This window comes from Mesorhizobium wenxiniae (assembly GCF_002284535.1).
In the GTDB taxonomy this organism is placed as follows: domain Bacteria; phylum Pseudomonadota; class Alphaproteobacteria; order Rhizobiales; family Rhizobiaceae; genus Mesorhizobium; species Mesorhizobium wenxiniae.
The window spans coordinates 385,480-402,788 of the sequence record NZ_NPKH01000039.1 but is presented as its reverse complement, the minus strand read 5'-3'; the positions used below and the strand labels follow the sequence as shown (position 1 = coordinate 402,788).

At 62.1% G+C, this 17,309-nt stretch carries 18 protein-coding genes and 1 pseudogene; 14 read left to right on the top strand and 5 right to left on the bottom strand.

Features of this window, described 5'->3' with window-relative positions; all coding sequences use genetic code 11:
- Positions 1–195: 195 nt before the first annotated feature.
- The 3 genes from CIT31_RS32160 to CIT31_RS32150 are packed head-to-tail and all read left to right on the top strand — an operon-like array spanning position 196 to position 2,426.
- Complete coding sequence (locus tag CIT31_RS32160; protein WP_095521813.1) at positions 196–675, top strand: DUF3828 domain-containing protein; 480 nt, start codon at positions 196–198, stop codon at positions 673–675.
- 4 nt (positions 676–679) lie between these two features.
- Positions 680–1,234, top strand: coding sequence for a hypothetical protein (locus CIT31_RS32155; RefSeq protein ID WP_095521812.1), 555 nt, complete (start codon positions 680–682; stop codon positions 1,232–1,234).
- 7 nt (positions 1,235–1,241) lie between these two features.
- Positions 1,242–2,426 carry a mandelate racemase/muconate lactonizing enzyme family protein gene (locus CIT31_RS32150; RefSeq protein WP_095521811.1) on the top strand — a complete coding sequence of 395 codons (1,185 nt, stop codon included), beginning with the start codon at positions 1,242–1,244 and terminating at the stop codon, positions 2,424–2,426.
- 29 nt (positions 2,427–2,455) lie between these two features.
- On the opposite strand, the gene queF is transcribed toward CIT31_RS32150, so the two are convergent.
- The gene (gene queF / locus CIT31_RS32145) at positions 2,456–2,917 is read right to left on the bottom strand and encodes a preQ(1) synthase (RefSeq protein ID WP_065009701.1); all 462 of its coding nucleotides are present in this window, start codon (positions 2,915–2,917) and stop codon (positions 2,456–2,458) included.
- Between the two features lie 134 nt (positions 2,918–3,051).
- On the opposite strand from queF, the gene CIT31_RS32140 reads away from it, so the two are divergent.
- Positions 3,052–5,097 carry an oxidoreductase gene (locus CIT31_RS32140; RefSeq protein ID WP_095521810.1) on the top strand — a complete coding sequence of 682 codons (2,046 nt, stop codon included), beginning with the start codon at positions 3,052–3,054 and terminating at the stop codon, positions 5,095–5,097.
- Positions 5,098–5,234: 137 nt separating this feature from the next.
- Here CIT31_RS32140 and CIT31_RS32135 read toward each other — a convergent pair whose 3' ends face one another.
- On the bottom strand, positions 5,235–5,642 hold the full coding sequence (locus CIT31_RS32135; RefSeq protein ID WP_095521809.1) for a hypothetical protein: 408 nt from the start codon (positions 5,640–5,642) through the stop codon (positions 5,235–5,237).
- A 116-nt stretch (positions 5,643–5,758) separates the two neighbouring features.
- On the opposite strand from CIT31_RS32135, the gene CIT31_RS32130 reads away from it, so the two are divergent.
- Positions 5,759–6,184 (top strand): MarR family winged helix-turn-helix transcriptional regulator, encoded by a 426-nt coding sequence (locus CIT31_RS32130; RefSeq protein WP_029354062.1) that lies wholly within the window; start codon positions 5,759–5,761, stop codon positions 6,182–6,184.
- 39 nt (positions 6,185–6,223) lie between these two features.
- Positions 6,224–6,364, top strand: a pseudogene (locus CIT31_RS36240) (VapC toxin family PIN domain ribonuclease); the annotation flags it as partial.
- Between the two features lie 95 nt (positions 6,365–6,459).
- Here CIT31_RS36240 and CIT31_RS32120 read toward each other — a convergent pair.
- Positions 6,460–8,529 carry a putative bifunctional diguanylate cyclase/phosphodiesterase gene (locus tag CIT31_RS32120; protein ID WP_095521808.1) on the bottom strand — a complete coding sequence of 690 codons (2,070 nt, stop codon included), beginning with the start codon at positions 8,527–8,529 and terminating at the stop codon, positions 6,460–6,462.
- Positions 8,530–8,818: 289 nt separating this feature from the next.
- Here CIT31_RS32120 and CIT31_RS32115 point away from each other — a divergent pair, with 289 nt between their 5' ends.
- Entirely contained in the window at positions 8,819–10,006 is a 1,188-nt protein-coding gene (locus tag CIT31_RS32115; RefSeq protein WP_095521807.1) for a glycine C-acetyltransferase, read from the top strand.
- Positions 10,007–10,067: 61 nt separating this feature from the next.
- Positions 10,068–11,102, top strand: coding sequence for an L-threonine 3-dehydrogenase (gene tdh / locus CIT31_RS32110; RefSeq protein ID WP_095521806.1), 1,035 nt, complete (start codon positions 10,068–10,070; stop codon positions 11,100–11,102).
- A gap of 4 nt (positions 11,103–11,106) precedes the next feature.
- Here tdh and CIT31_RS32105 read toward each other — a convergent pair whose 3' ends face one another.
- Positions 11,107–11,544 (bottom strand): MarR family winged helix-turn-helix transcriptional regulator, encoded by a 438-nt coding sequence (locus tag CIT31_RS32105; protein ID WP_029354053.1) that lies wholly within the window; start codon positions 11,542–11,544, stop codon positions 11,107–11,109.
- A 135-nt stretch (positions 11,545–11,679) separates the two neighbouring features.
- Between CIT31_RS32105 and hmgA the strand changes: the two genes are divergently transcribed.
- The 6 genes from hmgA to CIT31_RS32075 are packed head-to-tail and all read left to right on the top strand — an operon-like array spanning position 11,680 to position 16,075.
- On the top strand, positions 11,680–12,993 hold the full coding sequence (gene hmgA, locus CIT31_RS32100) for a homogentisate 1,2-dioxygenase (RefSeq protein WP_095521896.1): 1,314 nt from the start codon (positions 11,680–11,682) through the stop codon (positions 12,991–12,993).
- Complete coding sequence (locus CIT31_RS32095) at positions 12,990–13,862, top strand: MBL fold metallo-hydrolase (protein WP_095521805.1); 873 nt, start codon at positions 12,990–12,992, stop codon at positions 13,860–13,862. Before hmgA ends, CIT31_RS32095 begins: the two co-directional genes overlap by 4 nt.
- A 2-nt stretch (positions 13,863–13,864) precedes the next feature.
- The gene (locus tag CIT31_RS32090) at positions 13,865–14,257 is read left to right on the top strand and encodes a hypothetical protein (RefSeq protein ID WP_095521804.1); all 393 of its coding nucleotides are present in this window, start codon (positions 13,865–13,867) and stop codon (positions 14,255–14,257) included.
- Complete coding sequence (locus CIT31_RS32085) at positions 14,223–15,236, top strand: fumarylacetoacetate hydrolase family protein (RefSeq protein ID WP_095521803.1); 1,014 nt, start codon at positions 14,223–14,225, stop codon at positions 15,234–15,236. The genes CIT31_RS32090 and CIT31_RS32085 overlap by 35 nt, the downstream gene beginning before the upstream one ends.
- Positions 15,237–15,288: 52 nt before the next feature.
- Positions 15,289–15,534, top strand: coding sequence for a hypothetical protein (locus tag CIT31_RS32080; RefSeq protein ID WP_245316539.1), 246 nt, complete (start codon positions 15,289–15,291; stop codon positions 15,532–15,534).
- A gap of 4 nt (positions 15,535–15,538) precedes the next feature.
- Positions 15,539–16,075, top strand: a complete 537-nt coding sequence (locus CIT31_RS32075; RefSeq protein WP_095521801.1) for a DinB family protein — start codon at positions 15,539–15,541, stop codon at positions 16,073–16,075.
- A gap of 17 nt (positions 16,076–16,092) precedes the next feature.
- Here the strand turns inward: CIT31_RS32075 and hppD are convergent, their stop codons facing one another.
- Positions 16,093–17,205 (bottom strand): 4-hydroxyphenylpyruvate dioxygenase, encoded by a 1,113-nt coding sequence (gene hppD / locus CIT31_RS32070; protein WP_095521800.1) that lies wholly within the window; start codon positions 17,203–17,205, stop codon positions 16,093–16,095.
- Between the last annotated feature and the right edge of the window lie 104 nt (positions 17,206–17,309).

Genomic DNA, 17,309 nt, shown 5'->3' with positions numbered 1-17,309 from the left:
GGGCGCCTGAGTTAACGCCCAAGGGCGCCTGAGTTAACGCCCAAGGGCGCCTGAGTTAACGCCCAAGGGCGCCTGAGTTAACGCCCAAGGGCGCCTGAGTTAACGCCCAAGAGGATTTCATGGGCCGCAAAAAATCCGGGATGCAGGATTCGTGGTATTGAACGGTTCCCACCACGAAAACCTGGAGATTATCGGATGAGACTGACTGTTCTTGCCGCCGCTCTCTCGATCGCAGCGCCTGCGGCCGCTCTGGCCGGGCCGGCAGCCGATGCGGTGAAGTTCTTCTACTTGCCCGAGGTCAAATTCGAGCCCGACGCGAAATACCGCGACCGTTTCACCGAGCCGGTGACCAAGTTGTTCGGCCTCAACGACCAGGCACAGAAGAACAAGCCGGACGAGGTGCCTTGCATCGACTTCGCCCCCGGTCTCGACGCGCAGGACTATGACGAGGAGACAGTCGCCAAGACACTGAAGCTGTCTGAAGCAGTGGATGGCGACAGCGCCAGCGTGACAGTGACGTTCAACCTTTTCCCGGAAGGCGATGACTCCAAACGCGAAATGGTCTGGTCGCTGAAGAAGGTTGACGGCAAATGGAAGGTCGCCGACATCACCTCGAAGACCAGTGGCTGGACACTGAGTGCGCTCGAGTGCCTGGCTGGCCAGACTCCGGAGTGATACTATGGCCCGCGCCCTGGCCCTGGCGACTGTGTGCCTGCTGGCAGCGGGGTTGAGCAGCACCGCCGCTCAGGGCCTGTTCGGCGCGCCGCCCGCAAATGCGGCGGCCGATAATGCTGCAACTTCGCCGACCGCGTCCCAGCCCAGTGATAGCGCCCCGGCAGCGCCGGTGCGGCTGGGTTCGCCAACGGCGGTGGTGAAACCGTTCTACGAGCATGTCGGGCTCGGGCTCGATCCGGCCCAGCGCGGCCACTTCGCCGATCCCGCGAAGTCGGTGCTCGACAAGAGCGATGCGCTGCGGAAATCGGGGCAGGGCGAATGCCTCGATCCCAACATGGCGCTGGACAATGCGGAATACGACAAGACCGAAATCGATAAGAGCCTGAAGACCATTGAAGCGGTCAAGGGCGACGAAGCCAAGGTGGTCGTCGCCTTCGTCGTCGCCGGCAATCCGCACCGGCTGGAGTGGAAATTCAGGAAAGTCGACGGCGACTGGAAGGTATCAGACCTTCTGTCGGTGACCGGCGAATGGGCGCTCAGCCAGTACCAATGCGAGTAGGCAGACGATGAAGATCACCAACATCCGCGTCACCCATGTCAACGTTCCGCTAGACGCCCCATTCTGGTGGACGGCCGGACTTTATGGCGGCGCCTCGAAGTCGATCATCGAGGTCGAGACGGACGAAGGGGTAGTCGGATTAGGCGAGGCGGCGTGGTGGCATTTCGGCGAGGTGATCAAGGCCGAGATCGCGCCGACGCTGATCGGCGCCGATCCGCTCGACATTGCCGACTGCGAGGCGCGCTGCGTGCCGCCCTGGCAGATTACCGCCAACACCGGCGAGAATGCCGCATCCGTGGCGTTCGGAGCCGTCGAGCTGGCGCTGTGGGACATCAGAGGCAAGGTCTTCGGCATGCCGCTCTACAAAGTCCTCGGCGGCGCGGTGCGCAAGGACATTCCGTTTTCGGAATATTTTTCGTTTCGCGCCGCGCAGAATGGAGCGGGCGGCGAGATGACGTCCGAAGCGATCGTCGACTATTGCCTAAAGATGCGCGAGGAGCATGGCTCGACCATCTTCGAGGGCAAGCTGATCTTGGGCGATCCCGAGCTCGAGATCAGGACCGTGCGCCTGCTGCGCGAGGCGCTTGGCGAGAAGGCGCAGATCAAACTCGATTCCAACATGCAGTGGTCGCTGACCACGGCGCGCTGGGTGCTGCGCGAGATCGAGCCGTTCAACATCCGCAATTATGAGGATCCGGTCGCGACCTTCGAGGAGATGGCGGCGCTGCGCCAGCATTCGCGCATTCCGTTCTCCACGCACATCCCGGATCTCAGACGGGCCGTCGCGCTTGGCGCGCCGGATTACTTCGTCTGCAATTTCGCAGCACTCGGCGGCTTGTCGAAAACCCTGAAGTTCATTGCCGCCTGTGAGGCGATGGGCAAGGGTTTTTGGTGCTATTCCAACGACCTCGGCATCATGACATCAGCCTATCTGCATGTCGTGGCGGCGACGCCATGGATTACCGAAGCATCGCAATCGCTGTTTCGCTGGCAGATCGGCGACGTTATCAAGGACGGTCCGTTCCGGCAGGCGGGCAACACGGTGCGTGTGCCGGAGGGCAACGGATTGGGCGTTGAGCTTGATCCCTCTGCGATGAAGCGCTGGGCGGGGCACTTCGCCGAGCATGGGCCGATGGGCCATTTCAGCGACCCGAACAACCCTGGCCGCTACCGGCGGCTGCCGCTCAACTGATGCAGCGTATTTTCCGTAGAAACTCAGGCTCAGCCGCGCCCGCGATACGGTGCGACGCCGGTGTCGGGCAGCCAGGCGCCTTCAGGCGGCGCGCCGGTCTGCCAGAACACATCGATCGGAATGCCGCCGCGAGGATACCAGTAGCCGCCAATGCGCAACCACAGTGGTTTGGTCGCGGCGATGATGCGGCGGCCGATCATGACGGTGCACTCTTCATGAAAGGCGCCGTGGTTGCGAAACGAGGTCATGAACAGCTTGAGCGACTTCGATTCCACCAGCAGCGTATCGGGTGCATAGTCGATAACGATATGGGCGAAGTCCGGCTGGCCGGTGACCGGGCAAAGCGACGTGAATTCCGGGCAGGTGAAGCGGACGATGGCCGGGGGCCCGTCGCCGCGCGAAAACGGCACGGTTTCCAGGACTGCCGCCTCAGGGCTCTGTGGCGTCTCGACGTTGGTGCCGAGCTGGGTAAGGTTTTTCGTATCGGTCATGGGCGGGTTCCCTACTGCATGTCGCCCAAAGCCTGCCCACCGGCCAGACCCGAGGGTGCGCAGCGGTTTTGGACAACGAGCGTAAAAACAAAAATTTGCCGCTCTTTAGCACAATTTGAAACAGTAGGAAGACGATGACCACCAACGATCCGCTTCTCCGGCCTTATCAGCTCAAACATCTGACGCTGAAGAACCGGGTCATGTCGACCAGCCATGAGCCGGCCTATTCCGAGGACGGCATGCCGAAAGAGCGCTACCGTCTCTACCACGCCGAAAAGGCCAAGGGCGGCATGGCGCTGACCATGACCGCCGGTTCGGCGATCGTCTCGCGCGACAGCCCGGCCGCCTTCGGCAATCTGCATGTCTATGACGACCGCATCGTGCCGTGGCTCACCGAACTCGCCGATGCCTGCCACGAGCATGACTGCAAGGTGATGATCCAAATCACCCATCTCGGCCGCCGCACCGGCTGGAACAAGGCCGACTGGCTTCCGGTGCTGTCCGCCTCGCCGGTGCGCGAGCCGGCGCACCGCGCCTTCCCAAAGACCATCGAGGACTGGGATATAGAGCGCATCGTCGCCGATTACGCCGCCGCCGCCCAGCGCTGCCAGGCCGCCGGCCTCGACGGCATCGAGTTCGAGGCCTATGGCCACCTGATGGACGGCTTCTGGTCGCCCGCCACCAACCAGCGCGACGACGATTTCGGCGGCTCGCTCGACAACCGCTTGCGCTTCACCGGCATGGTGCTCGACGCGGTGCGGGCAGCGGTCGGCGACAAATTCGTCGTCGGCATCCGCATGGTCGCCGACGAGGATTTTGAGAAGGGCCTGTCGAAGCAGGAAGGCGTCGAGATCGCTAGGCGGCTGGCCGGCTCCGGCAAGGTCGATTTCCTCAACATCATCCGCGGCTCAATCGAAACCGATGCCGCGCTGACCAGGGTCATCCCGGTGACCGGCATGCGCTCGTCGCCGCATCTCGACTTCGCCGGTGAGGTGAGGGCGGCGACGAAATTCCCGACCTTCCATGCGGCGCGGATTGCGGATGTCGCCACCGCGCGTCACGCCATCGCCACCGGCAAGCTCGACATGGTCGGCATGACCCGCGCCCACATCGCCGATCCGCACATCGTTCGGAAAGTGATGGAGGGCCGCGAGCACGAGATCCGCCCTTGCGTCGGCGCCACTTACTGCCTCGACCGCATCTATGAAGGCGGCGAGGCGCTATGCATCCACAATGCGGCAACCGGCCGGGAGGCTGATATCCCGCACATCATCCCCAGGACCGAGGGACCGAAGCGAAACGTGGTCGTCGTCGGCGCTGGGGCCGGCGGGCTGGAGGCGGCGCGTGTCGCTGCCGAGCGCGGGCACCAGGTCACCGTGCTGGAAGCGTCGAGCCAGGCCGGCGGCCAGGTGCGGCTGGCGACACAGAACCCGCGCCGCAAGGAACTGATCGGTATCATCGACTGGCGGCTGGCCGAACTCGACCGGCTCGGCGTCGAGATCCGCTATGACACCTGGGCGGAGAAGGACGATGTTCTGGCGCTGTCGCCCGACGTAGTGGTGATAGCCACCGGCGGCCTGCCCCAGAACCCGCCGCTGGCGGCGGGCGACAATCTCGTCACGTCGAGCTGGGATATCATGGCCGGCAGCGTCAAGCCGGCCGAAAACGTGCTGCTCTATGACGACAATGGCGGCCATCAAGGCATGGGAGCCGCCGAGCTGATCGCGGGCAGCGGCGCAAGGCTGGAGCTTGTTTCGCCCGAACGCTTCTTCGCCCCGGAAATGGGCGGCATGAATCACGTGCCGTATATGCGCGCCTTCCACGAGAAGGGCGTCACCATCACTATAAACACACGGCTGCGCTCGGTACGGCGCGAGGGCAATCAACTGGTTGCGGAACTCGGCTCAGACTTCGCCGACGGCTGGCGCGGCGAGCGGCGGGTCGATCAGGTGGTGGTCGAGCACGGCACGCTGCCGCTCGATGACCTCTATCTCGCACTGAAACCGCTGTCGAAGAATGGCGGCGCGGTCGACTACGAGCGGCTGGTCAATGGCGGCGACATTTTTCCGGCGCGCAATCAGCAAGGCGGTTTCGTGCTCTTCCGCATCGGCGATGCGGTCGCCTCGCGCAACATCCACGCCGCAATCTACGACGGCATCAGGTTCGGCCTGAGGATCTGAGGATCGCTTTGGATTGGTGGCGCGCAGCCGAACCTCCGTACGGAGAGCCACCAGGCAAGTCGGACCGATCTGCGCGCCACCCGCCGCCGGCTTGCGGCCGGAAATCGTACGATCTTGTCAATTGCGGCGGGCCCCGCTCAGAACAACCTAGCGGTAGCCATACAAAGAACGGTGATGACCAGCAGCCCACCAGCGATGCGTTCGCCCCTTGTCATTTTCGCGCGCAGCTGGGTTTCCGTCGCCGCGTCGATGCCGGCGAGCTGCCTGCTGGCAGAGCCGACCAGCGCGCCCTGGACGCCCGCAGCAATCAGGGCTGTGGCGATACCCAGGGCCAGAACCATTTCCATCGAACCGAAATAGCCGCCGTGGAAGAAATACCAGAGGAGGGCGCCGGTCAGGAAAACCATGCCGGCCGCTCGCATTTGCGGCCGGAAAAACCGTTCGATCCGAATCTCCGGATCGCGGGCGACAGCGATGGTCGTTCCAGCCCAGAACACACCGGCCAATACGTGAAGGCCGAGGACGATGATGTAGACATACTGCATGACCGCATTTTCTCCTTTCCCCACGCTCACCATAAGGTTAGATATCTAATGATTAGGTGTCAATGTATAAGCGTGGGCCAGTTCCATCGGCCTTTCCCTTGCTCTAGTGTCGAATCATGACGCCTTTTGATCGCCCGCCAATCGGGATGAATCTCGCCCGCACCGCAAAGCTTGTCGCACAGGCCTTCGACGCCGCCTTGGTCGAGGCTGGCGGCACGCTGCCGGTCTGGGTCACTCTGTTGTCGATCAAGTCGCGCGAACTGGCCAACCAGCGCGAGCTCGCCGGCATGATCGGAATCCAAGGCGCGACGCTGACCCACCATCTGAACGCCATGGAGACCCAAGGCCTGCTGACCCGGCGCCGCGATCCGGAAAACCGCCGCGTCCATCAGGTCGAGCTGACCGAAGCGGGAGAGGCGCTATTCCTGAAATTGCGCACGGCAGCCCTCGCCTTCGACAAGCGGCTGCGGACCGGGTTGTCCGACGACAGGCTGGCGGAGTTCGCGGAGGTCCTGGCGGCGCTGCGGGCGAATGTCGATTGATCCCAAACTGCCGAGCGCATTGTTTCAGTGGCCCAAGGAAAGAGGGTTCTTCCCTTCGATTTGCGCACCGCACATGCCGTAGCGATCGCCGCTACAGCCGAGGTCCACGGTTTGACGATACTGACGGACTGCGAGCGTCATTTTGCACCGCTCGGGGTGCCGATGCTCAATCCGCTGAAGAATTGCCACCATTGCGGGAGTCAGCGGCAGATCGGCTTTAGCCGGACTCACCCGTCAGGCCGCCATTTCCAAAGAGGCATGGCAGGGCTGGCGCCTTACGCCAACCTTCCCTGCAGCACCGTTAGCCTGGCTCTCTTCGGCGCCCGCGCGACCAGCCATTGGCGTGCCTTGTCCTGCGGCATCGGGAAGGCGATGGAATAGCCCTGCACCTGGTCGCAGCCGATCGCCATCAGCGAATCGAGCTCGGCCTCGGTTTCTGCGCCCTCGGCGACGATCGAGATGCCGAGGCCGCGGGCGAGTTCGGTGATGGCTCGCACGATCTTGGTGTTGTCGCCGTTCTCATTGATGTTCTGGACGAAGCGGCGATCGATCTTCAGCCGGTCGATCTCGTTCGGGTTGACGTGGCTGAGCGAGGCGTAGCCGGTGCCGAAATCGTCGAGTTCGAGATGAACACCGGCGGCGCGGATGTGCCGTAGCTTTGCCGCGATGCCGGTCTTCTCGTCGTCGAGAATGACGGATTCGACGATTTCCAGCGAAAGTCTTTGTGGCGGCAGGCCGGCCTTTTCCAGCGTATCGAAGAGGAAGGCGTCGAAATCGGGCTCGCGCAATTCGCTGCCGGATACGTTGACCGCGAGCCGTCCGAAGGCGACGCCGGCGCGGTTCCACTCGGCCGCCTCGCTGATTGCCTTGGCGATGACAATGCGGCCGATCGCAGGCATGAGTCCGCATTTCTCGGCGACGGGAATGAACTCGCCCGGTGTGATCATGCCGCGCTCGGCATGTTCCCAGCGAACCAGCGCCTCGATGCCGCCGATCGTACCGTTCGACAACGAAACCTGTGGCTGGAAATAGACCTGGAACGCCTTCTCCGCGATTGCGATCCTAATGTCATGCTCGAGCTGCTTGCGGTAATCGAGTTCATGCCGCAATTCCTCGGAGAAGAATGAGAGACTGCCACTCTGCTTCTTGGCGGAGTGGAGCGCGAGGTCGGCATGGACGAGCAGATCTTGCGCATTGTCGGCGTCGACCGGATAGACGGCGACGCCGGCGCTGGCGCCTGGAAGGATGGTCGTGCCCTGAAAGACGATCGGTTCGTTGATCTGCGTCAGCACGCGCCTGGCGACCATGTTGATGTCCTCGGTGCCGCCGGCACCATTGAGGATCATTACGAACTCGTCGCTGCCGAGACGCACGCAGAGATCCGATGCCCGGCAGGAATCGCGCATGCGCTGCGCCGTCACCACCAGCACATAGTCGCCAGCGGCGTGGCCAAGCGTGTCGTTGATCTGCTTGAACCGGTCGAGGTCGAGGTGGACCGCCGCAAGCCGCTCTCGCCGACGCTGTGCACCCTTGATCAGCGTATCGAAATGGTCGGTCAGGAAGGTGCGGTTGTGCAGGCCGGTAAGGCCGTCATGCACGGCGATGAAAGCCATGGAATTGCGGGCATCGATCAGTTCGTGTGTCTTGCGCAGGATGGCGTTCGACATCGGCCTGAAGATGAAAAGTGCCACCAGCACGATGACGCCGATGGTGGTGTAGAACAGCGTTCGATGGAGATCGAGAAGTGTTTCCGATCGCGCATCGGCATGGGCGCTGATGCGCTGGCCGAGTGCCGCATAGCCCGACAGGGTCGCATTGGCGATGGAAGCGTCGAGGTTGACGCGTTCGCCGCCGCCCTTGTAGCCGCCATTATCGGCCATGCCGAGTCGTGATTCGAACGCCGAAACCAGGCGTTGGCCGTTGGCGATAAGCCCGACCGAGAAGTAGTCGAGATGAAACGGCTTGGCGAAAAGCACGCTCTCGACTGATTTCGGATCGAACCTTGCCGGTGACGCCGGGTCGGCGACGACCCGCTCGAGCAGAAGGTCATAGTTCCTCTCGAACTCCGCCGTGGCCTGTTTGAATGCGGTGACCAGAGCCGGTTGTTGGTTGCGCGAAGCAGTACCTGCCGCGTTGGCAAGGAAGACAATGCGTTGCGACAGCGTCTTTTGCATGCCGACAATATCGAGCAGCGTATCGTCGTGCCGCTGGTCAGCCATCATCTGCTGGAGAAGGATGAAGGAGGCCATCACCATGGCTGCAATGATCAGCAGCGCCAGCCAATAGCCGGCCTTGATCAACAGTATAAGCCTGCCCGAAATGGTTTGCACCGGTTGCTGCGACATTTTCTGAGGCGGTCCCTCTCGCCGACAGATTGTTAGGTGTGAGAACCATTGGCTTGAAAGTGTTAACAGCTCTGGAAGTCGACAGAGCTGCGACAGCGGCAGCGGTGGAAAGCTCGCGAAATGGTTATCGCGTTCTTTCGCGCCGCAGCTGCATTTGAGCATCCGCCAGTTGGCGGCATTCTAGCCACATTCTGGTCACTGACCGTCGCATCACCGAAGCGGTCGCTTTTGCGGTGGATTTTTCGCCCGCGCGGGGCGACAGTCCATTCAATCTCAACAGGGCCTGATCATGAGTGCGGCATTCCTCTCCTATATCGATAGCGAGCTTCAAGGGCTGAAATCGGCCGGCCTCTACAAATCCGAGCGGGTGATCACCTCGACGCAGTCGGCCGAGATCGAGGTGGGCGGCGAAAAGGTGCTGAATTTCTGCGCCAACAATTATCTCGGCCTCGCAGACAGCGCCGAATTGCGCGACGCGGCCAAGCAGGCACTCGACCGCTATGGTTATGGCATGGCGTCGGTGCGCTTCATCTGCGGCACGCAGGAAGAGCACAAGCAGCTCGAGGCGACGATTTCTGGCTTCCTCGGCATGGAGGATACGATCCTCTACGGCTCGTGCTTCGATGCCAATGGCGGCCTGTTCGAGACGCTGCTCGGCGAGGAGGATGCGGTCATCTCCGACGCGCTGAACCACGCTTCGATCATCGACGGCGTGCGGCTGTCGAAGGTGAAGCGCTTCCGCTATGCCAACAACGACATGGCCGATCTGGAGGCGCGGCTGAAGGAGGCAAGGGATTGCCGTTTTCGGCTGATCGCCACCGATGGTGTATTTTCCATGGACGGCATCATCGCCAATCTGAAGGGCATCTGTGATCTCGCCGAGAAGTACGATGCAATGGTAATGTTGGATGACAGCCATGCAGTCGGCTTCGTTGGCAGGAACGGCCGCGGCTCGGCCGAGCATTGCGGCGTTGAGGGCAGGGTGGATATCATCACCGGCACGCTCGGCAAGGCGCTGGGCGGCGCGTCGGGCGGCTACACATCGGGCAAGTGCCAAGTGGTCGACTGGTTGCGCCAGCGCTCGCGTCCCTATCTGTTTTCCAACACGCTGATGCCGGCGATTGCGGGCGCCTCGATCCGGGTTTTCGAACTGATCGGCAATGGCGATGCGCTGCGTCAGCGCCTCTATGCCAATGCGGCGCGCTTCCGGTCTGAAATGGGTAAGCTCGGCTTTACGCTTGCCGGCGCCGATCATCCGATCATCCCGGTCATGCTGGGCGATGCGACGCTGGCGCAGGAGATGGCGGCGCGCATGCTGAAGCGCGGCATCTATGTCATCGGCTTCTCGTTTCCGGTGGTGCCGAAGGGCCAGGCGCGCATCCGCACGCAAATGTCGGCCGCCCATTCCAGCGCCGACATCGATCGCGCGGTCGAGGCGTTCGGCGCGATCGGGCGCGAACTCGGTGTGATTTCCTGAACGGCCGGAACAGAAAAGCGATTTCGGGTCATTCGGATCAAGAGATTCAAGGGACAAAAGAATGTCGAACATGATGAAGGCGCTGGTCAAGGCCAAGGCCGAGCTGGGCATCTGGATGGAAGAGGTGCCGGTGCCGGAAATCGGCCCGAACGACGTTCTGATCAAGATCAGGAAGACAGCGATCTGCGGTACCGACGTTCACATCTACAATTGGGACCAGTGGGCGCAAAAGACCGTGCCGGTGCCGATGGTGACCGGCCACGAGTTCGTCGGCACGGTCGCCGACTTCGGCGCGGCGGTCACCGAATACAAGGTCGGCCAGCGTGTTTCGGGCGAAGGCCATATCGTCTGCGGCCATTGCCGCAATTGCAGGGCGGGCAGGGGGCATCTGTGCCGCAACACGCTCGGCGTCGGCGTCAACCGGCCGGGCGCCTTCGGCGAATATCTGGCGATCCCGCAGCACAATGTCGTGCCGATCCCCGACGACGTGCCCGACGAGATCGCCGCAATCTTCGATCCCTTAGGCAATGCCGTGCACACCGCATTGTCCTTCGATCTCGTCGGCGAGGACGTGCTGGTCACCGGCGCCGGGCCGATCGGTATCATGGGTGCGCTGGTGGCGCAGTGCGTCGGCGCGCGAAAAGTGGTCATCACCGACATCAACCCGGTGCGGCTGGCACTGGCGAAAAAGCTCGGCGTCCAGCATGTGGTCGACGCGTCGAAGGAAAAGCTGCGCGATATCATGCCGGCGCTCGGCATGACCGAAGGTTTTGACGTCGGCCTCGAAATGTCTGGCGCCGCACCCGCCTTCCGCGACATGATCTACGCCATGAACAATGGCGGCAAGATCGCCATTCTAGGCATCGCGCCGACCGGCTTCGAGATCGACTGGAACAACGTCATCTTCAAGATGCTGCATCTCAAGGGCATCTATGGCCGCGAGATGTTCGAGACCTGGTACAAGATGATCGCACTGGTGCAAGGCCCGCTCGACGTCACCGGCCTCATCACCCACCGCATCGGCATCGACGATTTCCAGACCGGATTCGACGCGATGCGCAGCGGCAATTCGGGCAAGGTGGTGATGGACTGGTGAGCGCCTAATCCTTGCCCAGAGCCTCCTTGAGCGCACCCAATCCATTTGTGATCGCGGTGCGCTCGCCAGCACTGAGCTTTGCCAGCAATTCCTGCTCGAACGCCTTTGCTAGCGGCACCATCTCGCGATAGGCGGCAAGGCCCGCTCCAGTCAGCATCAGGTGCTCGATTCGGCGGTCATTTTCATCCGGTTTTCGCGTGAGCCAGCGGCGCCGTTCGAGCTCGGCGACGGCGCGCGAAACCTTGGTCTTGTGCATCGCCGACTGTTCGCCGAGCGCCGTCGCGGTCATGCTGCCGTGCTGTCCGAGGCCGGCCAGCGTGCGCCATTCGGGCCGCGTCAGGCCGTGGCGATCCTTGTAAATCCTTGAGAATTCGCGGCTGACGGCATCGGCGAGCCGGTAGAGCCGGTAGGGCAGGAAGCTTTCGAGTTCGAGGACGTCCAAGGTTTTGTATCCCGGCAGGCACCGCGGTTGATAGTTACATTTTCGATGGTTACAAATGAAACCAATTACGTCAATGCCAGCGTGCCGCAACCGTTGGAGGCGAGGAGCGCTCTGTCAGTTTCCAGGGAGGATGCCATGGCCTATTCCTACATGCCGGGGTTCGGCAACGACTTCGAAACCGAAACCTTGCCTGGCTCGCTGCCGCAGGGGCGGAATTCGCCGCAGCGGCCGGCCTACGGTCTCTATGCCGAGCAGCTTTCCGGCTCGCCCTTCACCGCGCCGCGCGGCACCAACGAGCGCTCCTGGCTCTATCGCATCAGGCCGAGCGTCAGGCACACCGGCCGCTTCAAACCAGCGAACTATCCGCTGTGGAAGAGCGCGCCGAATGTCGGCGATCACGAACTGGCGCTCGGCCAATATCGCTGGAGCCCGGTGCCGATGCCGAAGGAGCCGACCGACTTCATTGCCGGTATCCGCAGCATCACCACCGCTGGCGACGTGCTCGGCCAGACCGGCATGGCGGCTCATGTCTATGTCGCCAACCGTTCGATGGTCGACGACCATTTCTTCAACGCCGACGGCGAGCTGCTGGTCGTGCCGCAGGTCGGCAGCCTGCGCTTCGTTACCGAAATGGGCGTCATCGAATTGCGACCGGGCGAGATCGCCGTGCTGCCGCGCGGCCTCGTGTTCAAGGTCGAACTCGTCGATGAAACAGTGCGCGGCTATGTCTGCGAGAATTACGGCGCCAAGCTGACGCTGCCGGATCGTGGCCCGATCGGCGCCAATTGCCTGGCCAATCCGCGCGATTTCAAGACGCCTTGCGCCTGGTTCGAGGACAAGGAGACGCCGTGCCGGCTGACCGTGAAATGGTGCGGCCAATTCCATGTCACCGAGATCGGCCATTCGCCGCTCGACGTGGTGGCGTGGCACGGCAATTACGCGCCCTATAAATATGATCTTGAGACCTTTTCGCCGGTCGGCGCGATCCTGTTCGACCATCCCGATCCGTCGATCTTCACGGTGCTGACCGCGCCGAGCGGCGAGGAGGGCACCGCCAACATCGACTTCGTCATCTTCCCGCCGCGCTGGCTGGTGGCTGAAAACACGTTCCGCCCGCCTTGGTACCACCGCAACATCATGAGCGAGTTCATGGGCCTGATCCACGGCCAGTACGACGCCAAGGAGGAGGGCTTCGTTCCGGGCGGCATCAGCCTGCACAATCTGATGCTGGCCCACGGGCCTGACGCGTCTGGCTTCGAAAAGGCCTCGCGCGCTGAGCTGAAACCGGTCAAGCTCGACAACACCATGGCCTTCATGTTCGAGACGCGATTCCCGCAGATGCTGACCCGCTACGCCACCGAGCTCGAAACCCGGCAGGACAATTACATCGACTGCTGGGCCGATCTGAAGAAGCGCTTCAACGGCACGCCGGAGGGCGACTGGTCTTGAGCGCTGATCCAACGCGGGATCGGCTGGTGCTGCTGGGCTCGAAGGGCGGCCCGGCACTTCGGCCGGGCGGACCGTGGCCGAGTTCATCGCTGTTGGAGATCGGCGGCCGCACTATCGTCGTTGATTGCGGGCTTGGCGTGACGCGCGGGCTAGCCGATGCCGGCATCAGCCTGAAGGCGCTAGACCTGGTCTTCATCACCCATCTGCATTCCGACCATGTGCTGGAACTCGGTCCGCTGGTCCACACCGCCTGGACGGCGGGTCTGGCGACACCGGTCACCGTGTTCGGCCCGCCCGGCACCGGCCATTACTGGCAGCGTTTTTGTCAGGCGATGGAATTCGACATCGAGACACGCATTGTCGACGAAGGCCGGCCTGATATCGAAGATATGGTTTCGATTGTCGAGTTCGGCGAAGGCCGAGTGATGGAGGAACGTGGCCTGAAGGTTTCGGCGCTGCGCGTCGACCATCCGCCGGTGACCGACTGCTTCGCGGTGCGCTTCGAGCATGCCGGACAAAGCGTGGTGTTCTCCGCCGATACGGCATTCTTTCCGCCATTGGCGGATTTTGCCAAGGGCGCCGACATCCTCGTCCATGAAGCGATGCTGGAGGAGGGCATCGAGCGGCTCGTCGCGAAAACCGGAAACGGCGCGCGGCTCAGAGAGCATCTGCTCGCCAGCCATACTTTTGCTGAGAAGGCGGGGCGCATCGCCAGTGATGCAGGGGTCAAAAGACTGGTTCTCAACCACCTCATTCCTGCCGACGATCCCGAGATCGGTGAGGCCGACTGGATTGCCGCCGTCAGGAAAACATGGGCCGGCGCCTTGACGATCGCCCGCGACGGCCTTGTTGTGGGGCTTAGGGAGTGAGGATGGCCAACGACAAGCTTTGGGAAGAGGTGCGCGAATCCGAGGAGAGATCCGCGGCGCAACTCTCGATGCTTCTTGAGAAGGTGCAGGATCTGCCATCTTTCGTCCGGTTCATCGACGCGCTGAGCAAGGACCGTAAGGACGCGGCCGCAAGGAGGCAACGACGCCAGCAGGACCTGATACCGGCTGGAACGGATGGAAAAATGGCTCGCTCAGCACATTTCTTGAATCAGCGGTCGCTTGGTTCGAAGACAATGGGCGGGGCGACCCGGCATTTTTGGCGGGTGACAATCCCTGGAAAGCCGCAGCCAGAGTTATCTATGCCGGCAAATACTACGAGTAAACGCCCTGGGAGGACACATGAAGCTTGCCACATTGAAGGACGGGACGCGTGACGGAAAGTTGGTCGTCGTCTCGCGCGACCTGACGCGGTTCACCGATGCCTCGTTTCTGGTGCCGACGCTGCAGGCGGCACTCGACGACTGGAGCCGGATCGCGCCGCATCTGGCGACAATAGCGGAATCGCTGGAGAACAATGCGGTGCCGTCAGCGCGCTTTCACGAGCACGACGCCCATTCGCCGCTGCCGCGCGCCTACCAATGGGCGGACGGCTCGGCCTATGTGAACCATGTCGAGCTGGTGCGGAAGGCGCGCGGCGCCGAGATGCCGGCAAGCTTCTGGACCGATCCGCTGATCTACCAGGGCGGCTCGGACGCGTTCGTCGCGCCACGCGATCCGATCCGGGCGGCCGACGAGGCCTTTGGCGTCGATATGGAAGGGGAGGTCGCCGTCATTGTCGATGATGTCCCGATGGGAGCAAGCCTGGATGAGACGCGGGCCGCGATCCGGCTGGTCATGCTGGTCAATGACGTCACGCTGCGCTCCCTCACTGCGCCAGAGCTGGCCAAGGGCTTCGGCTTCTTCCAATCAAAGCCGTCCTCGGCTTTTTCGCCGGTCGCGGTAACGCCGGACGAACTGGGCGAGGCCTGGGATGGCGGCAAGGTCAGCCTGCCGCTGCTGGTCGATCTCAATGGCAAGCCGTTTGGCCGGGCGAACGCAGGCGTGGATATGACCTTCGATTTTCCGGCGCTGATTGCACATGCCGCGAAAACCCGGCCACTGGCCGCCGGCACGATCATCGGCTCGGGCACGGTCTCCAACAAGCTCGACGGCGGCCCGGGCAAGCCTGTCTCGGCGGGCGGTGCCGGCTATTCCTGCATTGCCGAGTTGCGTATGATCGAGACCATCGAGGCCGGCGAACCGAAAACGCCATTCCTGCGCTTCGGCGACACGGTGCGCATCGAAATGAAGGACAGGACCGGACATTCGGTTTTTGGTGCGATCGAGCAGAAAGTCGAGAAATACGAGGGGTAAGAGTATGACAGGCGAGACATTCTATCTTCTGTCCGGTGTCTGGGCCCGTGTCATGCTGGCGATCTTCATTCAGGCCATCCGGCTGAGCTATCGCATCGAGGCGCGCTCTCCCGACCTGACGAATCGCAGCGGCTTTCCGCGCAACGCAATGATGTTCCACACCGTGACCAACATGAACGTCGCTCGGGACGAGGAAACGCAAGCCATCCGGCGGCGCATGAATCGGCTTCTGCTGATCGTTCTCGCCGGATTTGCGCTTCTGTGGGCGGGCGTGTCTTTGGTCCAGTCAGCGGAGTGAAGTCATGGACTTGCTGTACCATTTCCGCCGCATGGCGCGCAACAACCTCTGGTCGAACGACCGGCTCTATCGCGCCGTGTTGCAGCTTAAGCCCGGTGAATTCGAAGCCGAGCGAACCAGCTTCTTCCCGTCAATCAAGGAAACGCTCAATCACATCCTGGCGGTCGATCATCTCTATCTCGACTTTCTCGAAGAGGGCGGCGTAGGCGCCGCGGCCCATGACGATTTCGTGCCGTTCGATGAACCACAAGCGCTGCTTGCCGCCCAAGTTGCGGCCGACCGGCGGCTGATCGCCTTTTGCGATCATTTGTCGGCGGATGATCTCCACCGCAGTGTCGTCACCGACCGGCGCGAGGACGGAAAAATACCGGAGCGGATCGGCGATCTGCTCGCCCACCTCTTCATCCACGACATCCACCATCGCGGCCAGGTGCACGCCATGCTGTCCGGCACGTCGGTGAAGCCGCCGCAGCTCGACGAGTTCTTCCTGGACTATGATCTGAAGCTCAGGAAAGAAGAGGTCGAGCGGCTGGGACTGTAAACCACTCGACCGGCCGCTTACTCCGCTGCCTGCACCTTCAGCACGCCGCGCTTGATCTGGTCCTGCTCGATCGATTCGAACAGCGCGCGGAAATTGCCCTCGCCAAAGCCTTCGTCGCCCTTCCTCTGGATGAATTCGAAGAAGATCGGGCCGATCACGGTTTTTGAAAAGATCTGCAGCAGGATCTTGGTCGTGCCGCCGTCAACCACGCCTTCGCCGTCAATCAGGATGCCGTGCTTTTTCATCCGCTCGATCGGCTCGTCATGGCCGTGCACGCGGGCATGGGACATCTCATAATAGGTTTCCGGCGGGCCCGGCATGAACTTCAGCCCGTTAGCTGCCAGTCTGTCGGTGGCGCCGTAGATCTCGTCCGTGCCGACGGCGATGTGCTGGATGCCTTCGCCCATATATTTTTTCAAATATTCGGCGATCTGGCTAGTGTCGTCCTTGGACTCGTTGAGCGGGATACGGATCTTGCCGCAGGGCGAAGTGATGGCGCGGCTGACTAGGCCGGTGATCTTGCCGTCGATGTCGAAGAAATGGATCTGCTTGAAGCCGAACAGGTCGCGATAGAAATCCCACCATTTGTCCATGTTGCCGCGATGGACATTGTGGGTGAGGTGGTCGAGATAGTAGAAGCCGACGCCTTCCGGCTTCGGGTCGCGTGCGCCAAGCCATTCGAACTCGGCATCGTAGGCCGAGCCCTTGTCGCCGTAGACCTCGATGAAATAAAGCAGCGAGCCGCCGATGCCTGATATCGCCGGCACGTCGAGCGTTTTATCGTTGCCTTCATAGGGCGTCGCACCCTTGGCGACGGCACGGTCGAACGCATGCTTGGCATCGACGACCCGCCAGGCCATGGAGGAAGCGCAGGGGCCGTGCTTGTCGACGAATTTCATCGCATGCGAGCCGGGTTCGGCATTGACGACATAGTTGATGTCGCCCTGCCGCCAGACGGTGATGTTCTTGGTGCGATGCTTGGCCACCGGCATATAACCCATGCGGGTGAAAAGCTCGGCGAGCTTTTCCGGTTCGGGATGCGCGAACTCGACGAATTCGAAGCCGTCGGTTCCGGCGGGATTGGCCTTGCTGATCTTTGCGGGCGGTGCGTCGTGCGGGAAGGGACCCATGGCGTTATCCTCCAAAGAGCTCTGTGGCCGAAAAGGGCCATTTTCCCATAATCATAGCGCGGAACGGGCGCATGGTGCTTGCATTCAAACGCTTTAAATGATCG

Bases quoted from the DNA above. Each gene is read 5' to 3' on its own strand.
- CIT31_RS32160 (WP_095521813.1), top strand. From the start codon at position 196: ATGAGACTGACTGTTCTTGCCGCCGCTCTCTCGATCGCAGCGCCTGCG.
- CIT31_RS32155 (WP_095521812.1), top strand. From the start codon at position 680: ATGGCCCGCGCCCTGGCCCTGGCGACTGTGTGCCTGCTGGCAGCGGGG.
- CIT31_RS32150 (WP_095521811.1), top strand. From the start codon at position 1,242: ATGAAGATCACCAACATCCGCGTCACCCATGTCAACGTTCCGCTAGAC.
- queF (WP_065009701.1), bottom strand. From the start codon at position 2,917: ATGACCGATACGAAAAACCTTACCCAGCTCGGCACCAACGTCGAGACG.
- CIT31_RS32140 (WP_095521810.1), top strand. From the start codon at position 3,052: ATGACCACCAACGATCCGCTTCTCCGGCCTTATCAGCTCAAACATCTG.
- CIT31_RS32135 (WP_095521809.1), bottom strand. From the start codon at position 5,642: ATGCAGTATGTCTACATCATCGTCCTCGGCCTTCACGTATTGGCCGGT.
- CIT31_RS32130 (WP_029354062.1), top strand. From the start codon at position 5,759: ATGACGCCTTTTGATCGCCCGCCAATCGGGATGAATCTCGCCCGCACC.
- CIT31_RS32120 (WP_095521808.1), bottom strand. From the start codon at position 8,529: ATGTCGCAGCAACCGGTGCAAACCATTTCGGGCAGGCTTATACTGTTG.
- CIT31_RS32115 (WP_095521807.1), top strand. From the start codon at position 8,819: ATGAGTGCGGCATTCCTCTCCTATATCGATAGCGAGCTTCAAGGGCTG.
- tdh (WP_095521806.1), top strand. From the start codon at position 10,068: ATGTCGAACATGATGAAGGCGCTGGTCAAGGCCAAGGCCGAGCTGGGC.
- hmgA (WP_095521896.1), top strand. From the start codon at position 11,680: ATGGCCTATTCCTACATGCCGGGGTTCGGCAACGACTTCGAAACCGAA.
- CIT31_RS32090 (WP_095521804.1), top strand. From the start codon at position 13,865: ATGGCCAACGACAAGCTTTGGGAAGAGGTGCGCGAATCCGAGGAGAGA.
- CIT31_RS32085 (WP_095521803.1), top strand. From the start codon at position 14,223: ATGAAGCTTGCCACATTGAAGGACGGGACGCGTGACGGAAAGTTGGTC.
- CIT31_RS32080 (WP_245316539.1), top strand. From the start codon at position 15,289: ATGCTGGCGATCTTCATTCAGGCCATCCGGCTGAGCTATCGCATCGAG.
- CIT31_RS32075 (WP_095521801.1), top strand. From the start codon at position 15,539: ATGGACTTGCTGTACCATTTCCGCCGCATGGCGCGCAACAACCTCTGG.
- hppD (WP_095521800.1), bottom strand. From the start codon at position 17,205: ATGGGTCCCTTCCCGCACGACGCACCGCCCGCAAAGATCAGCAAGGCC.